General features: G+C 60.0%; 16 protein-coding genes and 1 pseudogene. 13 read left to right on the forward strand and 4 right to left on the reverse strand.

Annotated elements, in window-relative coordinates; all coding sequences use genetic code 11:
• Window positions 1-4 precede the first annotated feature (4 nt).
• Complete coding sequence (locus VSP_RS25915; RefSeq protein ID WP_009964366.1) at window positions 5-1,753, reverse strand: ABC transporter permease; 1,749 nt, start codon at window positions 1,751-1,753, stop codon at window positions 5-7.
• Window positions 1,754-1,984: 231 nt separating this feature from the next.
• Between VSP_RS25915 and VSP_RS42595 the strand changes: the two genes are divergently transcribed.
• The 3 genes from VSP_RS42595 (at window position 1,985) to modA (ending at window position 4,764) form a co-directional block, all read left to right on the forward strand.
• Window positions 1,985-2,401 carry a winged helix-turn-helix domain-containing protein gene (locus tag VSP_RS42595; protein WP_044133663.1) on the forward strand — a complete coding sequence of 139 codons (417 nt, stop codon included), beginning with the start codon at window positions 1,985-1,987 and terminating at the stop codon, window positions 2,399-2,401.
• Between the two features lie 94 nt (window positions 2,402-2,495).
• Window positions 2,496-3,962 (forward strand): alginate export family protein, encoded by a 1,467-nt coding sequence (locus VSP_RS25925; protein ID WP_009964369.1) that lies wholly within the window; start codon window positions 2,496-2,498, stop codon window positions 3,960-3,962.
• 19 nt (window positions 3,963-3,981) lie between these two features.
• The gene (gene modA / locus VSP_RS25930) at window positions 3,982-4,764 is read left to right on the forward strand and encodes a molybdate ABC transporter substrate-binding protein (RefSeq protein ID WP_009964370.1); all 783 of its coding nucleotides are present in this window, start codon (window positions 3,982-3,984) and stop codon (window positions 4,762-4,764) included.
• 180 nt (window positions 4,765-4,944) lie between these two features.
• Here the strand turns inward: modA and VSP_RS40055 are convergent, their stop codons facing one another.
• Window positions 4,945-5,772: an FHA domain-containing protein gene (locus tag VSP_RS40055; RefSeq protein WP_009964372.1), complete on the reverse strand. Its 828-nt coding sequence runs from the start codon at window positions 5,770-5,772 to the stop codon at window positions 4,945-4,947.
• 117 nt (window positions 5,773-5,889) lie between these two features.
• Between VSP_RS40055 and VSP_RS25940 the strand changes: the two genes are divergently transcribed.
• The 8 genes and pseudogenes from VSP_RS25940 to VSP_RS37470 all read left to right on the forward strand — a co-directional run bounded on the left by VSP_RS25940 (window position 5,890) and on the right by VSP_RS37470 (window position 15,277).
• Complete coding sequence (locus VSP_RS25940) at window positions 5,890-6,396, forward strand: hypothetical protein (RefSeq protein ID WP_009964374.1); 507 nt, start codon at window positions 5,890-5,892, stop codon at window positions 6,394-6,396.
• A gap of 83 nt (window positions 6,397-6,479) precedes the next feature.
• Complete coding sequence (rpsT, locus tag VSP_RS25945) at window positions 6,480-6,752, forward strand: 30S ribosomal protein S20 (RefSeq protein WP_009964375.1); 273 nt, start codon at window positions 6,480-6,482, stop codon at window positions 6,750-6,752.
• Between the two features lie 124 nt (window positions 6,753-6,876).
• On the forward strand, window positions 6,877-7,113 hold the full coding sequence (locus VSP_RS25950; protein WP_009964376.1) for a hypothetical protein: 237 nt from the start codon (window positions 6,877-6,879) through the stop codon (window positions 7,111-7,113).
• A gap of 497 nt (window positions 7,114-7,610) precedes the next feature.
• Complete coding sequence (locus VSP_RS25955; RefSeq protein WP_009964377.1) at window positions 7,611-8,384, forward strand: TorF family putative porin; 774 nt, start codon at window positions 7,611-7,613, stop codon at window positions 8,382-8,384.
• A gap of 672 nt (window positions 8,385-9,056) precedes the next feature.
• Window positions 9,057-11,375 carry a replication restart helicase PriA gene (priA, locus tag VSP_RS25960; protein ID WP_156345291.1) on the forward strand — a complete coding sequence of 773 codons (2,319 nt, stop codon included), beginning with the start codon at window positions 9,057-9,059 and terminating at the stop codon, window positions 11,373-11,375.
• 76 nt (window positions 11,376-11,451) lie between these two features.
• Window positions 11,452-12,297 (forward strand): transglutaminase-like domain-containing protein, encoded by an 846-nt coding sequence (locus VSP_RS25965; RefSeq protein ID WP_009964379.1) that lies wholly within the window; start codon window positions 11,452-11,454, stop codon window positions 12,295-12,297.
• 72 nt (window positions 12,298-12,369) lie between these two features.
• The gene (locus VSP_RS25970) at window positions 12,370-13,302 is read left to right on the forward strand and encodes a cation diffusion facilitator family transporter (protein WP_009964380.1); all 933 of its coding nucleotides are present in this window, start codon (window positions 12,370-12,372) and stop codon (window positions 13,300-13,302) included.
• Between the two features lie 806 nt (window positions 13,303-14,108).
• Window positions 14,109-15,277: pseudogene (locus VSP_RS37470) on the forward strand (DHA2 family efflux MFS transporter permease subunit).
• 224 nt (window positions 15,278-15,501) lie between these two features.
• On the opposite strand, the gene VSP_RS25990 reads toward VSP_RS37470, so the two are convergent.
• Window positions 15,502-17,592, reverse strand: coding sequence for a S9 family peptidase (locus VSP_RS25990; protein WP_009964385.1), 2,091 nt, complete (start codon window positions 17,590-17,592; stop codon window positions 15,502-15,504).
• Between the two features lie 199 nt (window positions 17,593-17,791).
• On the opposite strand from VSP_RS25990, the gene VSP_RS37475 reads away from it, so the two are divergent.
• Window positions 17,792-18,928, forward strand: a complete 1,137-nt coding sequence (locus VSP_RS37475; RefSeq protein WP_009964386.1) for a PepSY-associated TM helix domain-containing protein — start codon at window positions 17,792-17,794, stop codon at window positions 18,926-18,928.
• A 323-nt stretch (window positions 18,929-19,251) separates the two neighbouring features.
• Here VSP_RS37475 and VSP_RS26000 read toward each other — a convergent pair whose 3' ends face one another.
• A complete protein-coding gene (locus VSP_RS26000; RefSeq protein ID WP_009964387.1) occupies window positions 19,252-20,229 on the reverse strand; it encodes a hypothetical protein in 978 nt (325 codons plus the stop codon).
• A 261-nt stretch (window positions 20,230-20,490) separates the two neighbouring features.
• Here VSP_RS26000 and VSP_RS26005 point away from each other — a divergent pair, with 261 nt between their 5' ends.
• On the forward strand, window positions 20,491-22,773 hold the full coding sequence (locus VSP_RS26005; protein ID WP_009964388.1) for a TonB-dependent receptor: 2,283 nt from the start codon (window positions 20,491-20,493) through the stop codon (window positions 22,771-22,773).
• The last annotated feature ends 22 nt before the right edge of the window (window positions 22,774-22,795 follow it).

The raw sequence follows: 22,795 nt of genomic DNA on the forward strand, positions 1-22,795 counted from the left end.
GGGTTCAATCAAGGCGGAAACGGCGCTCCGCGAGGCGGTAGAGTCTCCGCCAGAGCACGCGGTTCATCAGTACGACGAAGAGAGACATCATCGCGATGCTGCAGATGATGACAGGCTTGTCTCCCTGGTGGGTGGCCTCGGCAAGAGTGGCCCCCAGCCCATTCGCCTTGAGCTGTGTTGGTCCCCAAGTCGCCAGTTCGGCGACGATGCTCGCGTTCCAGGCACCTCCGGCTGCGGTGCAGGCACCCGTCACCCAATAGGGAAAAATGGCAGGCAGGATCAATGTGCGCCACAGGTTCCAACCACGGAGCCCATAAGTTCGCGCCGCTTCCTTGAGGTCGTTGGGAATCGCCATCGCCCCGGCCACCACATTGAAGAGGATGTACCACTGGGTGCCCATGGCCATGAGGAAGATGCTCCCCCAGCCCATGGGAATGTGCCAGGCCACATAGAAGCCCACCACAAAGGGGAAGGTCATGTTCACCGGAAAGGAAGCTGCCATCTGAGCCAAAGGCTGGGCAAACCGCGCCACCCCAGGCCGCAAGCCAATCCAGACCCCCACTGGCACCCAGATCAGCGTGGCCAGGGTGGTCATCACCAACACTCGCAGCAACGTGAACAGGCCCGCCATCGCGATGTTTCCCATTTGAGCCGGAGAAACATGGTCTCTAACGTTCACAACCGCCGCCACCAGGCCAGTGGCGCATTTGCTCCCCACCCACGCCAGCACGACGAGCCCCAATCCCCGCACCACCAGAGACCCCATCGGCACCCGCGATTGCGGTCTCGAAGGTTCCACGGTCGTCAGGCGGAAGGTCAGATGACGGATCCAGTCACACAGGGGCTCAAGGCGGTGGTTGAACCACTCAAAGACATACGCCCTCCTGAGCAGGTCATAGAGCCAGGAACGGGGTGGCGAGCCGGACTCCGTCAGCTCCATCCTGTACTTGTCCGCCCAGGCGAGCAGCGGCCGCCAGACCAGTTGGTCACTGGCCAGAATGATGAGCAACATCGCCGCAACCGCCCACAGGGCCGCCCGGTTGTCGCCCGTTTCCACCGCCGAAGCCATGTAGGAACCCAGCCCCGGCAGCTTGATGTTCTTGTTCATGACGCTGATGGCCTCGCTCTGCGCCACAAAGAACCACCCCCCGCCAAAGGACATCATGGAGTTGAAGATCAGGCTGTGCATGGAGGCAGGGAGCTGCACCGTGGTGAAGCGCTGCCAGCGGTTCAGCCCATACGTGGAAGCCGCCTCCTCCATGTCTGCAGGTATCGTCACCAGGGAGTTGTAAAAGCCAAAGGTCATGTTCCAGACCTGGCCGGTAAAGATGGCAAAGATGCACGCGCACTCGACCCCAAACAGGCTTCCAGGAAACAACGCCATGAAACCGGTGACCGTGGCGGAGAGAAACCCCAGCACGGGCACGGACTGCAGCACATCCAGCGCAGGCAGGATCACAGCCCGGGCCACGCGATTTTTCGCAGCCGCATACCCCACCACAAAGGTAAAGACCAGGGAGCAGGCAAAGGCCATCCACATGCGCAACAGCGTGCGCCCCGCGTAGTAGGGAATGTTCCAGACAGAGGTGTCCAGGGGTGGAGCCTTGGCCTCGTCAAAATGCACCCACATACCCCTGCCAAAGTGGAGCACACTCCACAACAGCCCCAGCAGGGCCAGCATCACCACCAAGTCCACCCAGCCAAAACCCTGCCTGCCACCAGCAGGCGTGAGGTTGGCAGATGGGGCATGCATCTCTATTCAGACTGCTGCGGGGTCGGAGGCCGCTCAGGCCGCAACGCGAGGGTAAGCCCAACACCGCTCTGGTCAACCACTGCCGCGACAATGAAAACTTTTCCATCCCGCGGATCGCTCTGCGATTCTGACGGCTCACACTGGCCGCGTTCAGGCCCCCTCGTATTTTTCGGCCCCTGTCAGCCGCACCTTGGAGGTTGCCGCTCTGGCGGAATCGCTCTACGCTTCCCGATGCAAACGCCTGTTGACGTCGTCCCAGGATTCAATCTCCAGCCACGACTGCGAGTCTTTGCCGGCTCGGAAATGGTCCTTGGCTGGGGCAAGATCATGCTGCTCAAGCTCATCCGGGAAACCGGTTCCATCGCGGAAGCAGCGCGAACCATGGACATGTCCTACAACCATGCCTGGAACCTCATCAGGATCATGAACAATAATTTCAAAGATCCCCTCGTGGCAGCCTCCCGTGGGGGCAAAGGCAAAGGCGGTGCCCAGGTGACGGAGGCAGGCGAAAAGGTGCTGCGCCTCTACGAGGAAATGGCGGAAGAGTGCCTCAAAGCCACCCGCAGCCAGTGGCGAAAAATGCAAAGTCTGCTGCAAACCTCCACCCCCCAACCGACGTCCCAAACACAAAATTCAGCAGAGGAATGACTCGAATGAATATACTTTCAATTGGATATCATTGACAGAATATATAGCCTGCCTTCTTCTTGCGGCACCGCTCACAACCGGCGGCACTCCCCATATGAAAGCCAGGCCTCTGCCTCTCAAAACACTGCCTCTGGCCTTGGCCGGACTCCTCCTGCTCGGCCACACGGCAGCAACCGGACTCCTGGCTGGCACGACTGCCGCCCCTGCCGCGGACAAAAAGCCCCTTAGCGCCGGATTGCTCAATGATGCGCTACGCCTGCAGAACCCGGCGTTTGATGCCTGGGACATCGGCGGCCAGTTCCGTTTCCGCTATGAGTTGAAGGATGATGCCGGAGTGGTCGCCAGCCAAGACTTCCTCAGCCGTGGGGTGGACAATGACAATGATGTCTTCCTGTTTCGCGAGAAGCTGCACATTGGCTGGCAGCCGGAGTCCTGGCTCAAGCTGTTTATGGAAGGCCGCGGGGCTCAGGCGGAATCCGACGACCGCGATCCCAGCCCTGAGCAGGATGTCTGGGACCTTCATCAGGCCTATCTTCATTTCGGCGATCCCAAGCTCTTCCCCCTGACCCTGAAGCTCGGCCGCCAGGAGATGACCTACGGCGACCAGCGTTTCGTCGGCATCGGCGACTGGAGCAACACGGGGCGAAGCTTCGACGCTGCGGTGCTCCGCTACTCCTTCAGCAGCACGAGCTGGATCGATGCCTTCACGAGCCGCGTCGTCATTCCCCGGGATGATTATTTCAATGAATCCAACGAGTACGACCAGTTCTCCGGCCTCTACGCCTCCGCCCAGAGTCTCTGGACCGGAGTGGAGACGCAGGCGTTTTTCCTCGCCCGCAACGTGAGCGGCAAGTCCCCCAACGCCATTGCCCCCGGCATCGGCGGCCCTACGGAGCGCGACGTGTACACCTACGGCGTGCGCCTCAAGTCCCTGCCGGACAAGTTCGGCCCCTGGGACTTCGCCTTTGAAGGTGCCGGCCAGTTTGGCGACATCGTCACTGCTGGGGTGGAGCGCGACCTCCAGTCCTTCGCCCTCACGGGCACAGTGGGCTACACCCTCCGCGACGTCTGGGCCAAGCCCCGTATCGCCCTCGGCTACGACTACGCCAGCGGCGATTCCAATGGCAGCGACGGGGATCACGAGACCTTCGAGCCCCTGTTCGGCACCAACCACTCCTTCTACGGAGTGATGGATCTCGTGGGTCTGCGCAACCTCAGCAGCCCCAGGATCTCCTTCTCCGTGAAACCCGCCAAGGGGCTCGCGCTCTCAGTGGACTACCTCCTCTTCTGGCTCGCCGATACCAGCGACTCCTTTTACCCGGAGTCCGGCTCTGCCCGCAGCAGCAATGGTTACGGGAAAAACCCACAGTACAGCTCGTTCGTTGGCTCTGAACTAGATATTGTGGCCAAGTATGCCTTCAACTCCGCCACGGAGTTCCAGCTTGGCTATGGCCACTTCTTCCCGGGCGACTACATCAAGAGCTCGGTGGGCAACGTGCCGACGAACGGCGGTGCCACCGGAGGCGACTGGCTTTACGTACAGGCAGTATTCAACTTCTAACCGCCCCCACATTGCCCGGATGAAAACACGCACTTTGGTATCCGCCCTGACCGCTCTGGTAATGGGCAGCCTGATTCCCCCTTCCCTCTTCGCCCAGACGAAGGAACTACGGGTGTCGGCCGCCGCGAGCCTGGCTGACGTCCTCAAAGAGATTCACACCGGGTTTGAGAAGACCCACGGCATTAAAGTAGAACTCAATCTTGGTGCCTCCAGCGCCCTGGTCAGGCAGATCGAGGCCGGAGCGCCGGCGGACGTCTTCATTTCAGCCGACGCCTCCAAAATGGACCAGCTTGAGAAGGCCGGGCTCATCAACACCGCCACACGCGAGGACCAGCTGTCCAACGCCCTCGTGGTGGTGGTGCCTGCGGACAGCAGCCTGGCCATCACTGGAGGCAAGGACCTGCTGAAGCCGGAAATTCGCATGCTTGCCCTAGGCGCCCCCAAGGCCGTACCCGCCGGAGTGTACACCAGAGAATGGCTCACCAAGCTGGGCCTCTGGGCTCAAGTGGAGCCCAAGGTCCTGGCTACGGACAACGTCCGCTCCGCCCTGGCTGCCGTGGAGTCCGGCAACGTGGAAGCTGGAGTAGTGTACAAAACCGATGCCGCGATCACCACCAAAGTGAAGGTTGCCTTTGAGGTGTCGGCCACGGAAGGACCAGTCATCACCTACCCCATGGCCGCCCTGAAGGAGGCAAAGAACGCCGATCTGGCCAAGCAGTACCTGGAGCACCTGGACACGCCGGAATCGCATACGCTCTTCCAAAAGTACGGTTTCATCGTGCTTCCTGAGCCGAAGCGCTGAGTATGGCAAGAAGAAGGGGGCAGGGCCCGCACCCGGCGAAGCGCTGCCCCCCTCCCACCATAAAAAAGCCGGAGCAATTCGCCCCGGCCAGTTGAAAGGATCGCTTTCTGGACCATTGGCCGCCGCTGGGCAGGACACCCTTGCCCCATCGGCTCCATCATCAACTCATACGAACACGTCCTAGTTCATTTCCATCATTGCCGGAGCCGCTGGTTTGGGGGCCATTTCCGACATGGTGCCATCCCCACTCATCGCGGGGGCCATGTTGGACATAGGAGCATCTCCATTCATCATGGAGGGAGCGGCGGGCGCAGGTGCCGGCTTGGCTGGCGCACTGGCACGCGGAGCTGGTGCTGGTGCTGGTGCTACAGGGGCCTTCCCCTCGCCTTTGGTGGCGGGAGCGGCATCTTTCTCCACTCCGTCACTGGCCTTGTCCCGCACTTTTTTGATGACATCGCCAATCAGGAAACCACCTGTTTCCACCCCGTGCCGGACATGCAGCCCCACTGCGAAGGCCAGGACCAGGAACAAGAGGAAAGTCAAAAAGCCAGCACAGCCCGAGGACTCCTCATACTGTTGCACCGGGCGCGTAGAGCGACGCGGACCTGGGGCGACCGGCATCGATCGGCTCGTGGCGTACTTGGACGCCACCGGAGCAGTGGCTGCCAGGGGGACCGGGATGGGGACCGGGGCCGTGGGTACGCCCCGGGTGATCGGGGCCACGGAAAGGTGCACCACGGCGGGAATATCGCCGAACATCAGCTGATCCCCGTCTTCTAAACGGGCCTCCTCCACCTCCACTCCATTCAGGCGGGTGCCATTGGTCGTGCCCAAATCCTGCACGTAGTAACTGTCCCCCCGCTGCCGGATGGTCGCGTGGTGACTAGACACTGAAGAACTCGGCAGCACCACGATGCTGTCGGTGTGACGGCCGACCGTGATGACTTCGGCATCAAGCTCGATTTCGATTTCCGTGCCGTCTTCCAGAGTGAAAACTATCCGCGCCATGGTGGTGCTATAAGGTCAATGTTGGGGTGAGAGGCGTTTTCGTTTGAACAATCGGATGCAATCCAAAGCATATTCTCTATACTTTGCGGAAAGCGGCGGATACTAGCCCTGTTTTTCATGAGCGCGAATGCTATCTTTACAAAGAGCCTGCTTGGAGCAGGCCGGTCATCGGTGCTGGAGTTTCTCAAGGCAACCACCTTGGTGGTCGCCGTCTTTGCCCTGTTCGCCGGTGGCGAAACCAGGGCTGATGAGGCGGACGATTCCGAGGCCGCCATTATCAAACTCGCGGAGCAACAGGAGAAACTCGGATTCGATTTCCGGGCGGACATCTGGCAACGGGAACTGAAACCCGACCTTGGAAAGGCGGTGCGCATCCAGCTTTTCAAGGGCAACGAATACCGGGTGTGCGTGGCCGTTCCGCCGAAAAGCGGTGTCCAGATTGCCGCACACGTCCTGGATGCGGAGGGCAAGCCTGTCGAGTCCAAGGTGGAAGCTTCCGAGGGCGGCTGGGGCGTGACCCTTCATGTCACCCCCAAGCGCACAGGTGTCTTTATGGTGGCCATCCGCCGCTCCGGCGGCAAGGACAAGGCGACCATTTGCGCCATGATCAGCGGGTACAAGTGATACTTCCCGCCAGAAACTTGGATCATGCGCTTGACAATTGTTTGGGCATGATCTAAACACTTCCCCCTTTCATTTAGCTCCCTATGGCCAACATCCGCTCTTCAGAGAAAGACATCCGCAGAACGCAGACCCGCACACTGCGCAATCAGGCGAACAAAAGCCGGATCCGTACACTGCGTAAGAAGGTTCTTGGAGCCGTGGCCAAAGGTGACGCGACTGCAGCCCAGACCGCGTACAACGAGTTCGCCTCCGCTGCCGACAAGGCCGCCAAGACCAAGGTGCTTCACAAGAATACCGCTTCCCGTCTGAAGAGCCGCGTCGCCGCCCAGCTTGCCAAGGTTGGCGCTGCCAAGTAATCTCCGGGAGTCGCTGGCACATCTTTTGTTTGCAAAAGGCGCGGTGCATGCCGCGCCTTTTTTTGGTTCGCATGCAATCTTTAGTGCCCAGACGTCGCAGGCAACGTAATACTCAGCACAACCCATGAGTTCCCCAAGCGAATCCCATCGTGAGCGTCTGAAGCAGGCTCAGAAAATCATGGAGCAGCCGTTGGACTACAAAGTGTGTGAAGGCTGCGGCTCCATCGTGACGGTAAGAACGACGGCGTGCCCCAGTTGCCACGCCTACAAATTCGATGAGACAGAAGTTCGGGTCGTGGCCCAAGCCAAAGCTTTGGCCAAGCGCCAGGCCAACTCGGTTTTGTCCTCAGATCTCGCCTAATTTCCATTTGAGCGAATAGCAGACCTTGATCCAACAAGGTCAGGGTTCAGCACCTCCCCCTTTCAGCCCAGCAGGAGCCTGAAGGGGTTGCGGGATTCATCCCTCTGAAAAAATCAGGTTCCAGCCCCCCCTCTTCCCCATCGGCGCTTTCAACAGCGTGCGGAATGAATGGCAGGAGGGCGCTTCGCAGAATTCAGCCCCCTTTCAAGACGGGGCTCTCTGTGAGCTTTCCAGCTCGGCGAAAGTTTCCCCTACACAGGTGGCATTCTCAATACTGCCAACAACTTCTCAATATTAAGCGGCACGTAGGCACATTGTGTGGCCCAACGAATGTTCAATCTTGGGCAAAAAAAACACAAAAACACTTCACAGCCCAGAGTTTACTGCTAATTTCGGGCATCCAAATACAGCAATTTCCCACACCACTGTTCATCACAGCGCTGCGGGATGTTGATGCGCTTCGGATGCCCAAACAACAACCAAACACAACAAACTGCATGAAATTGAATACCTTGCTCATCCCAGCATTGAGCGCGGCGTTCGCAGCCTCGGCTTACGCCGGCGCTCCCGCCAAAGCTCCCGCCCAGGTTCAGCCCCCGATCGTTGAGGAAGACACCTCCCTTGGTTTCTCCCTGACGGCTGGCTATGACACCGACTACGTCTATCGTGGTGTGCGTTTCGCCCAGAACCTTGTGACGGTTGCTGTTGACGGCAACATCCCCTTCACGGACGTCCTCTCCTTGAACGTGGGCGCCTGGTTCGGCACCTCCGCTGACGACTCCTATGTCGGCACCGGTGACTCCTACCATGAACTCGACCTCTACGCCGCCCTTCTGGCCGACCTCGGCCCGGTGACCGTGGGTCTGAAGTACCAGTACTACCTCTTCGAAGGTGACGCTGGCGACGTGCTCGACGACATCAACGAAGTCGGCGTGCTAATCTCCTCCACCGTCGGCCCTGTTGACGTGATTGGCGGCGCTTACTACGACGAATCCGCTGATGGCTTCTACTTCGAAGCTGGCGTTTCCAAGAACATCGCCATCACCGATCGCATCAGCCTCGTTCCTGCGGCGCTCGTGTCCTACGCCATCGACTACTACGGCGTGGACGGTTTCAACCACATCAAAGTTAGCCTGGCCGCTCCGATCAAGCTGACGAAGACCGCTACCCTCACCCCCTACATCGCTGGCAACATTCCGATCGACGCCCTCGATGACCTTGGTGAAGAAGACCGCGTGTACGGCGGCGTGAGCCTCAGCGTCAGCTTCTAATCGAAGCCTGACCAGAGCAAACGCTTCCAACTCCTTTGGAGTTATCCAGCCCCCCGGTGCAAGCCGGGGGGCTTTTTTGTGTCGGGTTGAGAGTCTGATGGAACTGACCAAGGAGCGAGCGTTGCGCCTCACCCATCCCGCAACGCGCATGGTTGTCAGGTTAGCGAGATGCAAAGCCCGGGCGGAGGAGCATCCCATTTCTTCATGGCCGGAAGCCCCACGCCAAAGGCGTGATACACAATAGGAGCACGGGGTCAGACCGCGAAGCGGTCGCCACCCCGGGTAGCAGGAGGTAGTGATGGAACTCCAAAGGAGTTCTACAAACCGTCCAGATCACCTGCAGACGACCGATCTGCATACGACGGACAACTCAGGGACTCGGCCACGGTTTGTAGAACTCACTTCGGAGTTCCAGTTCATCCGCCCATGTACCCAGGGTGGCGGCTCGTTCCTCACCTGACCCTGGGCTTCTATTTTGTATGACTCCCTTGGCGTCAGGGTGCTCGCGCTTGAAAACAATGAGCCTCTCAACCTGGCCCATACGCGTATGACCAGGGCGCAGCCCCTCTCAACCAGCGCATCGTCTCAACCAGCGCATCGTCTCAACCAGCGCAGCGTCTCAACGTGCCGCTTGCGGCCCACTCCCAACAGGGCATGATGCCCCCTCCCCGCATGAACGAATCTGCCAGCTCTCCACGCAACGAACAACCTCAGTTGTTCGCAGAGCTTGCAGGGTCGGGACCGGAGAAGGTGGCCCAGACTTCTCGCGGCGTTGCGCGGGTGTTGCTCGAAGAGACCGCCCTCGAGCTCGATTATCTGATCCCCGAGCAACTCGCCCACCGCGTCAGCCTTGGTTCGCGGGTTCACGTCCCTCTTCAGGGGCGCAAGGCGGTGGCAGTGGTCGTTCAGTTGCTCGATTCCTCCCCATTTGGCGGCAAGCTGCGCCCAATCTCGGACACGATCACCTCCCGGCCCATGTTCACCGGGCCTCTTCTCAAGATGGCCAACTGGATGGCCACTTATTACCTCTGCCCGGTGCGGCAGATCCTGCGCACCATGCTTCCGGAGGCCGTTCGGAGCAAACCAGAGAGCTTCCTCTCAGACAGCCACATCACCCTGGTGGGGAAACTCTCCGCGGAAGAAATGGCCAAGCTACACAAGGCAGCCCCCGTCCAGGCCCGCATCCTGGATCTGCTCCAGGCCAACAGCAACGAATCGACGCTGAGCTACCTGCGCAAGCAACTGCCCCGGGCAACACAGGTGATCCACGTACTGGTCAACAAAGGTCTCGTCACTCGCAGTGAGGTTCGCGTGGAGCGTGATCCGTTTCAAGAGGAGGAGTTCCTCCCCTCCGCCCCGCTCACGCTCACAGAAGAGCAGGCAGTCGTGTTTGCCGGAGTGCTGAAAGCACTGGAACAGCCCTCAGAAGCGCGCCCCATTCTGCTGCACGGGGTCACGGGCAGCGGCAAGACAGAGGTCTATCTCCAGGCCATCGGAAGGGTGCTGGAGAAGAACAAAACCGCGCTGGTTTTGGTTCCCGAGATCAGCCTGACCCCGCAGACAATCGAGCGCTTCAAGTGCCGGTTCGCGGAGCGAAAGCAGCGCATCGCCGTGCTTCATAGCCACCTCTCGGATGGCGAGCGGCACGACGAATGGTTCAAAATCCACGAAGGACGCGCCGACATCGTCATTGGTGCCCGCAGTGCGATCTTCGCCCCGCTGGAGAACTTGGGCATCATCATCGTGGATGAGGAGCATGAGCCCAGCTACAAGCAGGAGGAGGCCCCTCGCTACAACGCGCGGGACCTTGCCGTGGTTCGCGGAAAGATGGAAGGTTGCGTCGTCCTGCTCGGCAGCGCCACTCCCTGCCTTGAGACCTTTGAGAATGCCCGGAACGGCAAGTATGACCTGCTGGGCATGACTCGCCGGACTGATGGCAAGGAGTTGCCCCTCATCCGCATCGTGGATATGCGCCTGGAAAAGCGGAAGACCAAAGACGGCTTCAGCATCCTGAGTGAAAAGCTCCGCCTCGCCATTCAGGGCCGTCTGGACAAGGGGGAGCAGACCATTCTATTCCTGAACCGCCGGGGCTTTCACACCGCCCTCTCCTGCATGGAGTGCGGTGTGGTCTGCCAGTGTGAAGACTGCGCAGTACCCTTCACTTTCCACAAAAAGGAAGGTCGGCTGGTCTGCCACATCTGCGGCATGCGGCGGCTCGCCCCTCGCAAATGTGAAGCCTGTGGTGAACCCAAGCTCAGCTACACCGGCTATGGCACGGAACGCGCCGAGGAAACCATCCGCACGGTGTTTCCTCAAGCCCGGCTTGCCCGCGTGGACACGGACACCATGCAGCGCAAGAACCAGCTCCGCGACACGCTACGGGCTTTTCGCAGCCAGAAGCTGGACATCCTCATCGGCACCCAGATGATCGCCAAGGGTCTCGACTTCCCCAATGTGACCCTCGTGGGCGTGCTCAATGCCGACCTCGCCCTGAGTATGCCGGACTTTCGTGCGGCAGAGCGCACCTTCCAATTGCTCACCCAGGTGGCGGGCCGCGCCGGCCGCGGCGAGCGCAAGGGGGAAGTGTTCATCCAGACCAGCACCCCGCACAGTCCGGCAGTGCAGTTCGCCCGTCACGGGGACTATGTTGGATTCACGGAGCAAGAACTGGAGCAACGCCAGCAGTGGCACTACCCACCGTACACCCATGTGGTCTTGATCGGATCCCGCGGCAAGCAGGCCAACCTCGCGGAATTCGCCCTCCAGACTCTCGCTGGACGACTCAAGCAAAACCTGCCTTCGGAAACCCGCATGGGTGAACCCTGCCCCAGCCCCCTTGAGAAAGCCCACGGACAGTACCGGTTCCAACTCATGCTCCGGACAGAAAAGATCCGGCCTCTTGTCGCCCATCTCCAGCGTACCCTTTCCGAGCTTACCTTTCCCGAGGAAGTCATTGTCACTTGGGATGTGGACGCCATGTCCCTACTGTAATGCTCTCACTCTCGCATGCCCCTCAGGCTCAAGCTTCCCGCTTGCCATGCCTCCCACGATTTGCTAATTCTTGACTATGCAGACCGCAAAAACCGACCTGCGCCATTTGCTCAAGCTGCTGGATGACGACACCCCTGTCGTCCGGGAGGCGGTGCGCACCCGACTGGCCTCGCTTCGGCGGGAGCTGCCTGAACAGCTCCTTGCTTTGGGCGAGCCGCTGGATGAAGAGCAGGAGCGGTTGCTGAGTGAAATTTTCGCACCGGTCTGCCGGGAAGAGCTGGAGGACACTTGGTTGTCCTGGCGCTGGCTTTCCACGCCGCAGGCTCGTCTTGAAGAGGCCCTGGCGCACCTCTCAGCCTTCTTGAGCGGCTGGCAAGCACGCGCCGATGAACTGGGCCGCAAGCTGGATTCCCTGGCCGAACAAGCGGTAAAAAAGGGCAATGCCTACGATGCCCGCAAGCTGGCCGAGTACCTGTTTGGCGGTCGCGGCCAGGAAGCCTGCCTCCGCGGCAACAGCAAGGATTACTACGCCGCGAACAACAGCAATCTGCTGTGGGTGCTGGCAAACGGTCAGGGGAACCCCCTTTCCCTCTCCTGCATCTACATATTGGTGGGCAAGCGTCTTGGGATCAAAATCGAAGGTTGCAACTTCCCCGGCCACTTCCTGGCCCGGGTGGAGCACGACGGCCAAACCTGGCTGGTAGATTGCTTTAACCGGGGCCGCTTCATGCTGGCGGAGGATGTCGCCAAGCACCATCCCGCGGCCAATCCCTCCATGGAGGAGATCGTTCACGAATCTGCCACCGTGGAGACCGTGGTCGCCCGCGTGCTGCGCAATCTGGACGAGGCCTTCGAACGCGAAGGCAACATGACGCAACGGCAGGTGGTGCGCCGCCTGATGCTCAAGCTGATGGAAGAATAAGCGCCCCGGACGGGGTGCCTTCGTTGACTTGAGGCACCCGCAGACCATGGTGCCTTCCTCTCTGTTGCGCCCATGGCCTCCGCCCCCCCACAACTGACCCAGCATCGCATTGCCATCCGCACGGTGGTGAGAAGCATCATTGCCAACGCCACCCTGGCGTCGGTGAAGATCACCACTGGCGTGGTCGGGCATTCCTACGCGCTGGTGGCGGATGGGATCGAATCGGTTAACGATATCATCTCCTCCATCATGGTCCTGATCGGCCTGAAGGTGGCCCAGATCCCCCCCGATGCCGATCACCCCTACGGTCATGGTCGCGCCGAGCAGCTCGCCGGGTTGTTTTCCGCCCTGTCACTCCTATCGGCTGGCGGCGTGATCGCGTGGGAGAGCATTCACAACATTCTCCATCGCCACACCTCGCCTGCATGGTTCACGCTCCCCGTGTTGATCCTCGTGATCATCGTCAAGGAATCCATGTCCCGCTACGCCCTGAAGAAGAGCAAGCTAGCGGGCAGCACCGCCTTGCATGGGGACGCCTGGCACCACCGGGCAGATGCCATCACTTCCGCCGCAGCCGTAATCGGCATCACGATCTCCCTCATCGGAGGAGATGGTTATGAGATGGCGGATGACATCGCCGCGCTCGTCGGTTGCAGCATCATTTGGGTGAACGGCTTCATGCTGCTCAAAACCGCCCTTCATGAAACCATGGATGGCGTACCTCCACAGGAACTGCAGGACGAAGCCCGCACGATTGCCTCCTCTGTGGCAGGTGTGGAGATGATCGAGAAGCTGCGCATGAAAAAATCCGGCCTGGGTTATCTCATGGACATTCACGTGCAGGTGGAGGGATCACTTTCCGTCGTTGAAGGGCATCGCATTGGTCATGAAGTGCAGCGCACGCTCGTGAACTCTGAGTGCCACATTCTGGATGTGGTGGTGCATGTGGAGCCGTATTCGGGAAGTGCGCAGCGGGCACCCGTGGCCCAAGGTGCGGTGCGGTGATGGGTAGGTGCCGCGAGTACGGAATGAGCTAAATGTAGTGCCGAAAAATGGGAGATGCCGGCCCGCCAGCCCCCGCCGTTACGAGAACGACCTCTTGCAACTGCGGAACTTGGCTAGCCCGCATTTGTCATGCCAAAGGCATCCCTGGCGGCAGCCAGGGACCGGGCGATTTTGACGAGCCCTGTCCCTGGGAACGCGCCTAATAATTTTGCACCCTGTGGGGTGCAAGAATGGCGGTGCCTTCGAGGAAGGCCATTCCATTCTCGCACGCATTCGTATCGGTCATGCCGAAGGCATCCCAGAAGGTAGCCAGGGACCGGGCGAGTGAAACGAGCCCTGTCCCTGGAACGCCCGAAAATGTTGCATCCTGAAGGGATGCCAGCGAGGTTGTTTTCTCGATCAAATCAACCACCATGCCCGGCACTTCTACGTCCTTGCATTACCACTTGGTCTTCAGCACCAAGAATCGTGAACATTGCATTTCCCGCGAATGGATGGCCCGCACACCACCACGAATATCTGGGTGGCACAGTACACGGACTTGGCGGCATTCCTGAAGGCATCGGTGGCGTCGCAGATCACGTCCACCTTCTCGTGGGTCTGAAGGCAACGCACTGCCTCTCGGAATTCGTGCGAGACACCCCCGTCCGTCCGCGCCGCCGTTCATGATCGTCACCGACCCGTCCCGCCTTTCGCCGCTGGCCGCCCGCCAGGGGTGGCTGCCGTGGGCCGTCCTGATCACCGCATCTCTGGGAGCCATTCTGGAGGTCATTGATGTCAGCATTGTCAATGTGGCTCTCACCCACATGCAGGGGAACCTGGGGGCCACCCTCTCAGAGATCAGCTGGGCGTTCACGGGCTGCTCCGTGGCGAACGTCATCATCATACCCCTCACTGCGTGGCTGGGGCGGCGGTTTGGCCGGAAGACTTATTTCCTCTTCTCCCTTGTCCTCTTCATCGCCTCTTCCATGCTCTGCGGCCTGGCGACATCGCTGCCCGCATCCTGCAAGGTTTGGGCGGTGGCGTACTGCTGGCCAATGCCCAGTCGGTGATCTTTGAGTCTTTCCCTCCCGAGCGTCGGAGCCTGGCCCAGGCGGTGTTCGGACTGGGGGTCATCACGGGCCCTGCCATCGGCCCTATTCTGGGCGGCTACCTGACCGACACCCTCGGCTGGAGGTGGATCTTCTTCATCAATCTGCCCGTCGGCATTGTTTCCGTGATCCTGGCCATCACCTTCCTGCCTCAGGACGATGCTTCTCAGAAAAAGACTGGGGAGAGCGTGGACTGGCTCGGAATCGTCCTCCTCACGATCGGCCTCGGCAGCCTGCAGACCCTGCTGGAGGAGGGGCAGCAGGATGACTGGTTTGCTTCCCGCTTCATCACTGGTCTGGCAGTAACCAGCGCCGTGGCCGCCACCCTCTTTGTGTGGCGGCAGCTCACAGTGAGTCATCCAGTGGTAGATCTTCGGGTACTGCGCCACCGCTCCGTCGCGGCGGGCAGCCTGTACTCCGTCGTGCTCGGGGCTGGTCTGTATGGGGTGATCTTTGCCGTGCCGGTCTTTGCGCAGAATTACCTTCACTTCAATGCCATGCAGACGGGCAATCTCCTCGGCCCGGGAGCGATCACCTCGGCTGTGGTCATGATCATGCTGGCCAGGGTCACGAAGTTTGTGGATCCCCGCATACTGGTCGCCATGGGGGGCCTGCTCACTGCCCTGGTGGCGTTTCAACTCTCCCACATCACCACCCAGTCAGGAGCCAATGAACTCTTCTGGCCGCTGGTGATGCGCGTCGGGAGCAGCGTGTTGATGTTTCTGCCGCTTGCCCTGCTTCCCCCTGACAATGCTTCTGGCAACTTCACCAAGGTCGTCCAGCGCGTACCGGTGAAGATCACTTTCGACCCCACCACCCTCTCCGGCATCCGCCAGCAGGTCCGGCCAGGACTTTCGGCCATTGTAAGCATCGCGGTGAAGTGAAAAGCAATTTTATTTAACCACAGAGGCACAGAGAACACAGAGGAATGAATTTTTAGACAGAATTAACGGAATTAACAAAATTTAGGTTCCCGATTCAGGTCTCTGTCTTCCAGAACCTGAACCCCAATTCCGTTAATTTTGTTAATTCTGTCTAAACTTCAGTTTCAGTCTCTGTGTTCTCTGTGCCTCTGTGGTTAAACCCAATAACCCCTCCCAACCCAGACTCACTTCCCGAGCTCCCTCAAAATAAACACATACCTCCGCGCCACATCCTCCAGCTGGGCGTAGCGGCCGGTGGCACCGCCGTGGCCGGCGTCGAAGTTGGTTTCCAGCAGCACGGGGTTCTTTCCTTGATGCAAGGCACGGATCCTGGCCACCCATTTGGCAGGCTCCCAGTAGGCCACCCTGGGGTCATTCCAGCCGGTGGTCACGTAGAGGGAGGGAAAGACCTGGGGTTTGACATTCTCATAGGGCACATAGCGCCGCATGGCATCAAACACCGCGCGATCCTCTGGATTGCCCCACTCCTCATACTCGCCCGTTACGAGCGGGATGGCGGGGTCGAACTGGGTGTTGAGCGCATCCACAAAGGGTACATCCGCCACCACGGCACGGAAGAGACCAGGCGCCCGGTTCAGGATATAACCCATGATGAGCCCGCCGGCACTGGCACCGTAGCCGACCATGCCCGCTGGAGCGGTGTACTTGAGCTCCACCAGCCGCTTCGCGCACGCAAGGTAGTCGGTGAAGGTCACCTCCTTTTTCAGCACCCGTCCGGCTTCATACCAGGTCCGGCCGAACTCCCCTCCTCCGCGCACCTGCGCCGTCGCCAGGGTCACGCCGCGATCCAGCAGGCTGAGCCCACTGGCATCAAACCACGGATCGCTGCAGGAGCCGTAGGAACCGTAGCCATCCAGCACCAGACCCGCAGTTCCATCCAGCGGCAGGTCCTTGCGCCGCACAAGCCAGACAGGAAGCTTCACCCCATCCTCCGCCGTAGCCTCCACCTTCTCCACCACATACTTTGAGGCATCATACCCCGATGGGACTTTCTTCTGCTTGAGCACCTTCAACGTCCCGGTCTTCAAGTCCAGATCCGCCACAGTGTAGGGTGTAAGGTACGAGGTATAAGCCACCCTCTGGGTGGAGGTTTGATAGTCAGGCGTATCCTGGGCATCCATCGAGGCCCCCTCCACGGGCGCCGTCACCCAGCGCTTCTCCATGGTTGCCGCATCCACCAAGAAGACTCCCGGCACCCCTTGATTTCTCGCACCGACCACCAAATGAGTGGCATAGGCCTCCACCCACTGCAACGCCTCCTTTTCATCATAAGGCCAGAGTTCCTCCCACTTCGCGATGCCCCCCTCTGCGTCTGAGGCCACCAAGAGGCTGCCGTTGGTTCCCTTCAGGTTGCTTACGGAGTACCACTTGCCCTCCCGGTGTGCCAGATTGTGCCGCATGCCGGGCTGGCGCGGGATCAACACCGTGGCCGCATCACCGGGACGATCCAGGGAAAGCACCCGTGTTTCCGTGGTGTTGGTGCTGTTGCATTCGATCAGCAGGTACTTGCGGTCTTTAGACGGGAAAATGCGTACATCGAACTTCCGGTCGGTCTCTTCATACAGCACCACGTCTTCCTTGGCAGGAGTGCCCAGAACATGGCGCATGACGCGGTAGGACCGCTGGACCTCGTCAGGGGTGGTGTAGAAGACGGTGCGATTGTCATTTCCCCACACGGGGCCCATGGAAAAGGCGGTTCCAGGAATCACATCTGGCAGCAGCTTCCCGTTTGCGATCTCGAGAAAGTACAACGAGTACACGTCGGTCCCATCGTGGTTTTCCTTCCAGGCCAGCAGGCGGTCGTCCGGGCTGACGGACGCTTCTCCTCCAAGGAATACAGGATGACCTTGAGCACGCTGGTTGAAGTCGAGCATGATTTCCTCGACTCCTCCTGCCGTCTTCTTCCGGCACAGGGTCTCATACTCGCTGCCGGCCACATACTTCTCATAGTATAGGTAGGCTCCGCGCTGGACGGGCACACTGACGTCCTCATCCACCACGCGCGCGCGCAGTTCTTTGAGCAGGGTCGAATAGAGAGGCTGGAGCCGTTTGAAGTATGCGCTGGTGTACTCATTCTCCGCCACCAGGTACTTCCGCACCGCCGGATCATCGCGATTCTTCATCCACGAATAGTCATCCGGACGGGCCTCCCCATGCTCCCGATGCAGGAAAGGCCGTCGTTCGGCTTTGGGAATCGAATCTTTCCCTACAAGAGGGGTCACCAGCACGAGGGAAGCGAGGATTCTCCAGACCATGCCCGCTCATAACCCTCTCAGTCGAAAGGTCAACCATCGGCCAAGAAGCTCAACAAGGGAAAGCAAATGCCTATTGCATTTGAGACCCAGACGCAATATCTCTAAACCTGTCCAACCTCTCTCCCACCCCCTCACTCCACAACATCGGCGTTCCCGCCTGCCTCCCGCAGCCCTGCAACCAGACGCCCCTTAGCATTCCATGAAGCGCTTCCTCTTCAATCTTCACTCCTGGATGGGCCTGATCGCCGCGCTGGGACTCATTGTTATCGGTCTCACGGGCAGCATCCTTGTCTTCAATGAGGAGATTGACCGGAACATGGCACCGGGAGAAGTCATCGTGAGCCCGACCCCCGAAGGGAGGCTGCCTTACGATGCCCTCCTCGCCAGTGTGCGCAAAGCCGTCCCCGGCTACGTCGTCACGGGGTGGTCAGTCGCTAATTCTCCCACCAAGGCAGACCAGTTCTACGTGGTGCAGGAGGGCACTAGCGAATGGCGCTCTGTGAGGGCGAACCCGTACACGGGTGAAGTCCGGGGTACACCCACGGAGTCCAGCAAGACGCTGACGGGCTGGCTTCTGGAGCTGCACTACACGCTCTTTGCAGATCACGCGGGACTGATCATCGCTGGCTTGTTCGCCACGCTGCTGTTCTTTCTTGGCGTCACCGGCGTCTGGTTGTACCGGGGGTTCTGGAAGACGCTCTTCCTGCTGCGCTGGGGTCGCAGTGCCCGCATCTTCTTCTCAGACACTCACAAGATGGTGGGCATCACCACCGTGGTGTTTAATCTGATCCTGGGCTTCACCGGAGCCTGGTGGAACTTCAGCCACATCTTGCATCACATGCTGGAAGAAGAGCATGTAGAAGAAGATCCTCCGATACATCGCACCTTCGAGGCCCCTGGCACCTCCATCGACGCGCTGATCGCCAAGGCGGAAGCCAAAGCCGCCGACTACATCCCCGGCTATATCTCCCTGCCTACCACTGAGAAGGATGACCTCGTTTCCTACGGCAAGCTGGCGTCCTATGGCCCCTTCCGCAGCAACTATGGAAGCGTCGCCACCTTTGATGCCAAGTCTGGTGAGCTCAAGGACTTCACCGATGTGAGCCAAGGGGGGGCTTGGGCTCAAATTCTGGACAGCTTCACCCCTTTGCACTACGGCACCTTTGGCGGCCTTCCGGTGAAGATCCTCTGGTGCATTGGCGGCCTCGCCCCCGGCATCCTTTCCATCACAGGCTTCCTCATGTGGTACAAGCGCAAGTTTCCCAAACGCCGGAAACAAACCGTGAGTGAACCCGTGGGTGCCCGCGAAAAAGGCGAACTGGAACCAGCCAACTGATCCGGTTTTAAAAAGCAAATCCTCCGAGCCCGTGTCAGTTCTCAAAACGGCCTGTGTCCGGGAAGCTCGGGGAGAGCACGCAGCACATGACATCACATCCGCCTGACGTTGAGGTGGTGATGGCGGTGGGGAGGAAGCGGATGCAGAAGCCCCCCCCACCTGATCATCTTCTTCGGAAGTACCCAACGTTGGCCTGTGTTAGAGATCCCCGCTGGGGATCAACTTCGAGCTGAGACGGGCACCTCCAGATAGGTGCAAGCGATGGCTTGATGCTTCACCAGCGATCGTCTCAAACACGTCCTCGGGAAAACTCCCTTCCCCCATCACTTCAGATAGCTCTGCCAGGCTTTGGCACTGGCCTCGCCGGGGAACCAGCAGGCGATGCGTTTGTTTCCTTTGAAGTCCTTGTAGGGGGCGACCTCCTTCGTGCCCAGATCTCCCAACCAGCCATCCTGATCCTTGATCTTGATCAGGCCCGGCCCGCTCCCGCCCGTGCTCCGGGTGGTCCGTTGCCCCAGAGCTGGCCGACCCGTCTCTGCCGCAGGGTTTGCGGCCCCCAGTCGGAGTGTGATGGCATCGTCCATGAACGGACGGATGGCCTCCAGGGTTTTCCCCGCTTCATGGCCTTCATTGGGATGATCACCGATGGCCCACACCGCACCACTTTTGCGCGCCTGGGTCCAGGAGTCCTGGTTGCTCTTGCGCCAGTCTGGCTTCTCCTTTGCCCCCGTCGTGAGGAGCACTGGCACCTCCAGTGCGTCGCGCACGTCAGACGGGCCTCCTGCGGTGGCCTTCGTCACGGCCATCACCACCACCCGCTTGGAGTGCAATCCCGTGAAAACCCGGCTCAAGTTTGCCCCCGCTGAGTGCCCCCAGAAAGCAAGCGGCCCCGTCGCGATCTCCGGATGCTGCGCAACCTTCGCCGCCTCCGCCAAGGCCTTTTCCAGAAGTTCCACAGTGGCCGGCATCATCTGATACCCCGCCTCTTGATCATCGTCCTTCAGGTTGCACGCCAGCAACGCAAAGCCGTTCTTGGTCGCCCAAGCCTGCCAGTTCGCATCGCCCGCCAGACCACGACCGTCCCCGTTTTTGCCCGGAATGAGGAAGAGCGTACCCCGCAACATCCTGACATCATCCGGGGACCAAACTCGAAACTGGGCTGCCTCCAGATCGAGAGGAGTCTGGGGACCGAGATCGATTTCACCGCCGCCCGCCACAAGTTTCGAGCCAGTCGATACCACAAGGGAAACGACCACAATCAACGCGAATCGTTTAAAAGGAATGATTTGCGTCAATTTCATGTTTGTATTTTCTCGACAGAAAAGCATAAAACTCAAGTTTTACCAAGTTAATTCGAGGAACACTTCTTGACCAAGGCCGGGCTAAAAAAGGTGACAATCCGATCAGAAACGGGATTGACTATCTGTTGCGACTGCGTCTTGATTGCGACGCAATTGAGACCCAATCGCGCCTACTCCCCTCAAGGGCCGGTCAGCATCTCTTTTGCACTCTCACAACAACCTGTTCCGCCCGGCACCAACCGGCGGAAGTCCCGCACATAAATGAAGCAACGCAACTCATCCAAGACCAAGCGTCAGCGCATCGCCCGCGAAAGCGTGGCGGTCACGACGCTTCTCGCCACCGCCAGTTCTCTGACGGCTCAGACCGCCCCGGCTCCCGCTCCAGCTTCCGAACCGACTGGCACCCAGCAGCTTCCTGAGGTCGTCGTTTCCGGCGCTCAGGTGCCGCTTTACAAGCCCCAGGCAGTGTCTTCTCCGAAGTACACCGGCCCCCTTCGCGACGTTCCCCAGACCATCACGGTCATCCCGCAGGAACTCATGAAGGAACAAGGTGCCACGTCTCTGCGCGATGTGCTCCGCAACGTCCCCGGCATCAGCATCCAGGCGGGTGAAGGCGGCGGCGGCCCTGCTGGCGACAACTTGTCCATCCGCGGCTTCAACGCCAAGACGGACCTCTTCATCGATGGCGTTCGCGACTTCGGCGGTTATTCCCGCGACCCCTTCAACATTGAGCAGGTGGAAGTGGTGAAAGGCCCGTCCTCCACCAACGCCGGGCGTGGATCCACCGGTGGCTCCGTCAACCTCTCCACGAAGCAGGCCAAGCTTGATCCCTTCTACAGCGGTGAATTCACCGGCGGCTCGGACAATCTGTTCCGCAGCACGATCGACATCAACCAGCCGCTCTGGGTGAATGAAGGCAACCCTGGCGTGCAGGGCACCGTAGGCGGCAAGGGTGCCAAGGCCGTCCAGCCCGTCGCTCCCACGCCGACCACCGGCTCCGCCCTCCGCATCAACGGATTGTACCACACCCAGGATCTTCCTGGCCGTGACTACGTGGAAAACGAGCGCTGGGGCGCTGCCGCCTCCCTCGTTTTCGGTTTGGGCACCGACACCCGTCTGTCCCTGAACTACCTGTACCTTGAGCAGCACAACGTGCCGGACTACGGGATCCCCTGGATTCCTGAAACCGTCACCGATCCCCGCCTCACGAAGTACCACAACAAGGCGGCCCCGGTCTCCTACAGCAACTTCTACGGCATCCTGGACCGAGACTACGAAGATATCGTGACCCACATCGCCACGGCGATCCTTGAGCACGACTTCTCCGCCAACCTCAAGCTGCGCAACGTGACCCGCGCCGGACTCACCACACGGGACTCCGTGACCACGGCTCCCCGCTTCGCAGGCACCGGCTCCACTCTGAACCGGCAGTTCCAGTCCCGCGACCAGGAAGACGGCATCCTCTCCAACCAGACGAACTTGATCGCCGAGTTCGACACCGGTGCCCTCAAGCACACGCTCACCACGGGTGTGGAATTTTCCTGGGAACAATCGGAAAACAAAGCCCGCGTAGCTGACGCAGCTCCCCAGACGGACCTGTTTCACCCGAACGCCCTCGACCCCTACACCGGCACGATCCGCTACAACGGTGCCCGCCAGGAAGCTGATGTGTTCTCCGCTGCCGTTTACCTCTTCGACAAAGTCGAGCTGGGTGAACACTGGGAAATCAACGGCGGTCTGCGCTATGACTACATCGACACGGACTACACCTCCGTGGACGACCATGGCTCCAGCACCGACCTCAACCGTGAAGACAACCTTCTCAGCTGGAGAGCCGCCCTCGTGTTCAAGCCCGCCGACAACGGCAGCGTGTACTTTGCCTACGGCACCTCCTTCAACCCGGCTACCGAACTGCTCGTGAGCAGCTCCGCATCCTCGATCATCAACCAGTTCGACACCGATCCGGAAGAAAATCGCAGCTATGAACTCGGCACCAAATGGGACCTCCTCGACGAGAAACTGTCCTTCACCGCCGCCCTGTTCCGCACGGAGAAGTCCAACGCCCGCACCGCAGACCCGGCCGATCCTACCGCGTTTGAGCTGAGCGGCGAGCAAGTGGTGCAGGGCTTCGAAGTGGGCTTTGCCGGTACCATCACCGACAACTGGCGCATCTTCGCGGGGTACACCTACCTCGACAGCGAGATTGAAGAGTCCCTCAACCCGGAAGAAGTGGGCAAGCACGTGTCCAACACGCCTGAGCACTCCTTCAACCTGTGGACGGTCTATGACCTTCCCGCTGGCTTCCAGATCGGTGCCGGTGCCCAGTTCGTGGACTCCCGCTTCAACAACAACATCAACCAGCGTCTCGCTCCCAGCTACTGGGTCTTCGACGCGATGGTGGGGTACAAGGTCAACGAGAACGTCTCGCTCCGCGTGAACTTCTACAACCTGGCTGATGAAGAGTACATCGACCGCGTGGGCGGTGGCCACTTCGTCCCAGGCGCCGGCCGCTCCGTGGCCGTCTCCGCTGCGATCAAGTTCTAAGCTCGCATCCCTCCAGACATAG

It is taken from the genome of Verrucomicrobium spinosum DSM 4136 = JCM 18804 (assembly GCF_000172155.1).
In the GTDB taxonomy this organism is placed as follows: domain Bacteria; phylum Verrucomicrobiota; class Verrucomicrobiia; order Verrucomicrobiales; family Verrucomicrobiaceae; genus Verrucomicrobium; species Verrucomicrobium spinosum.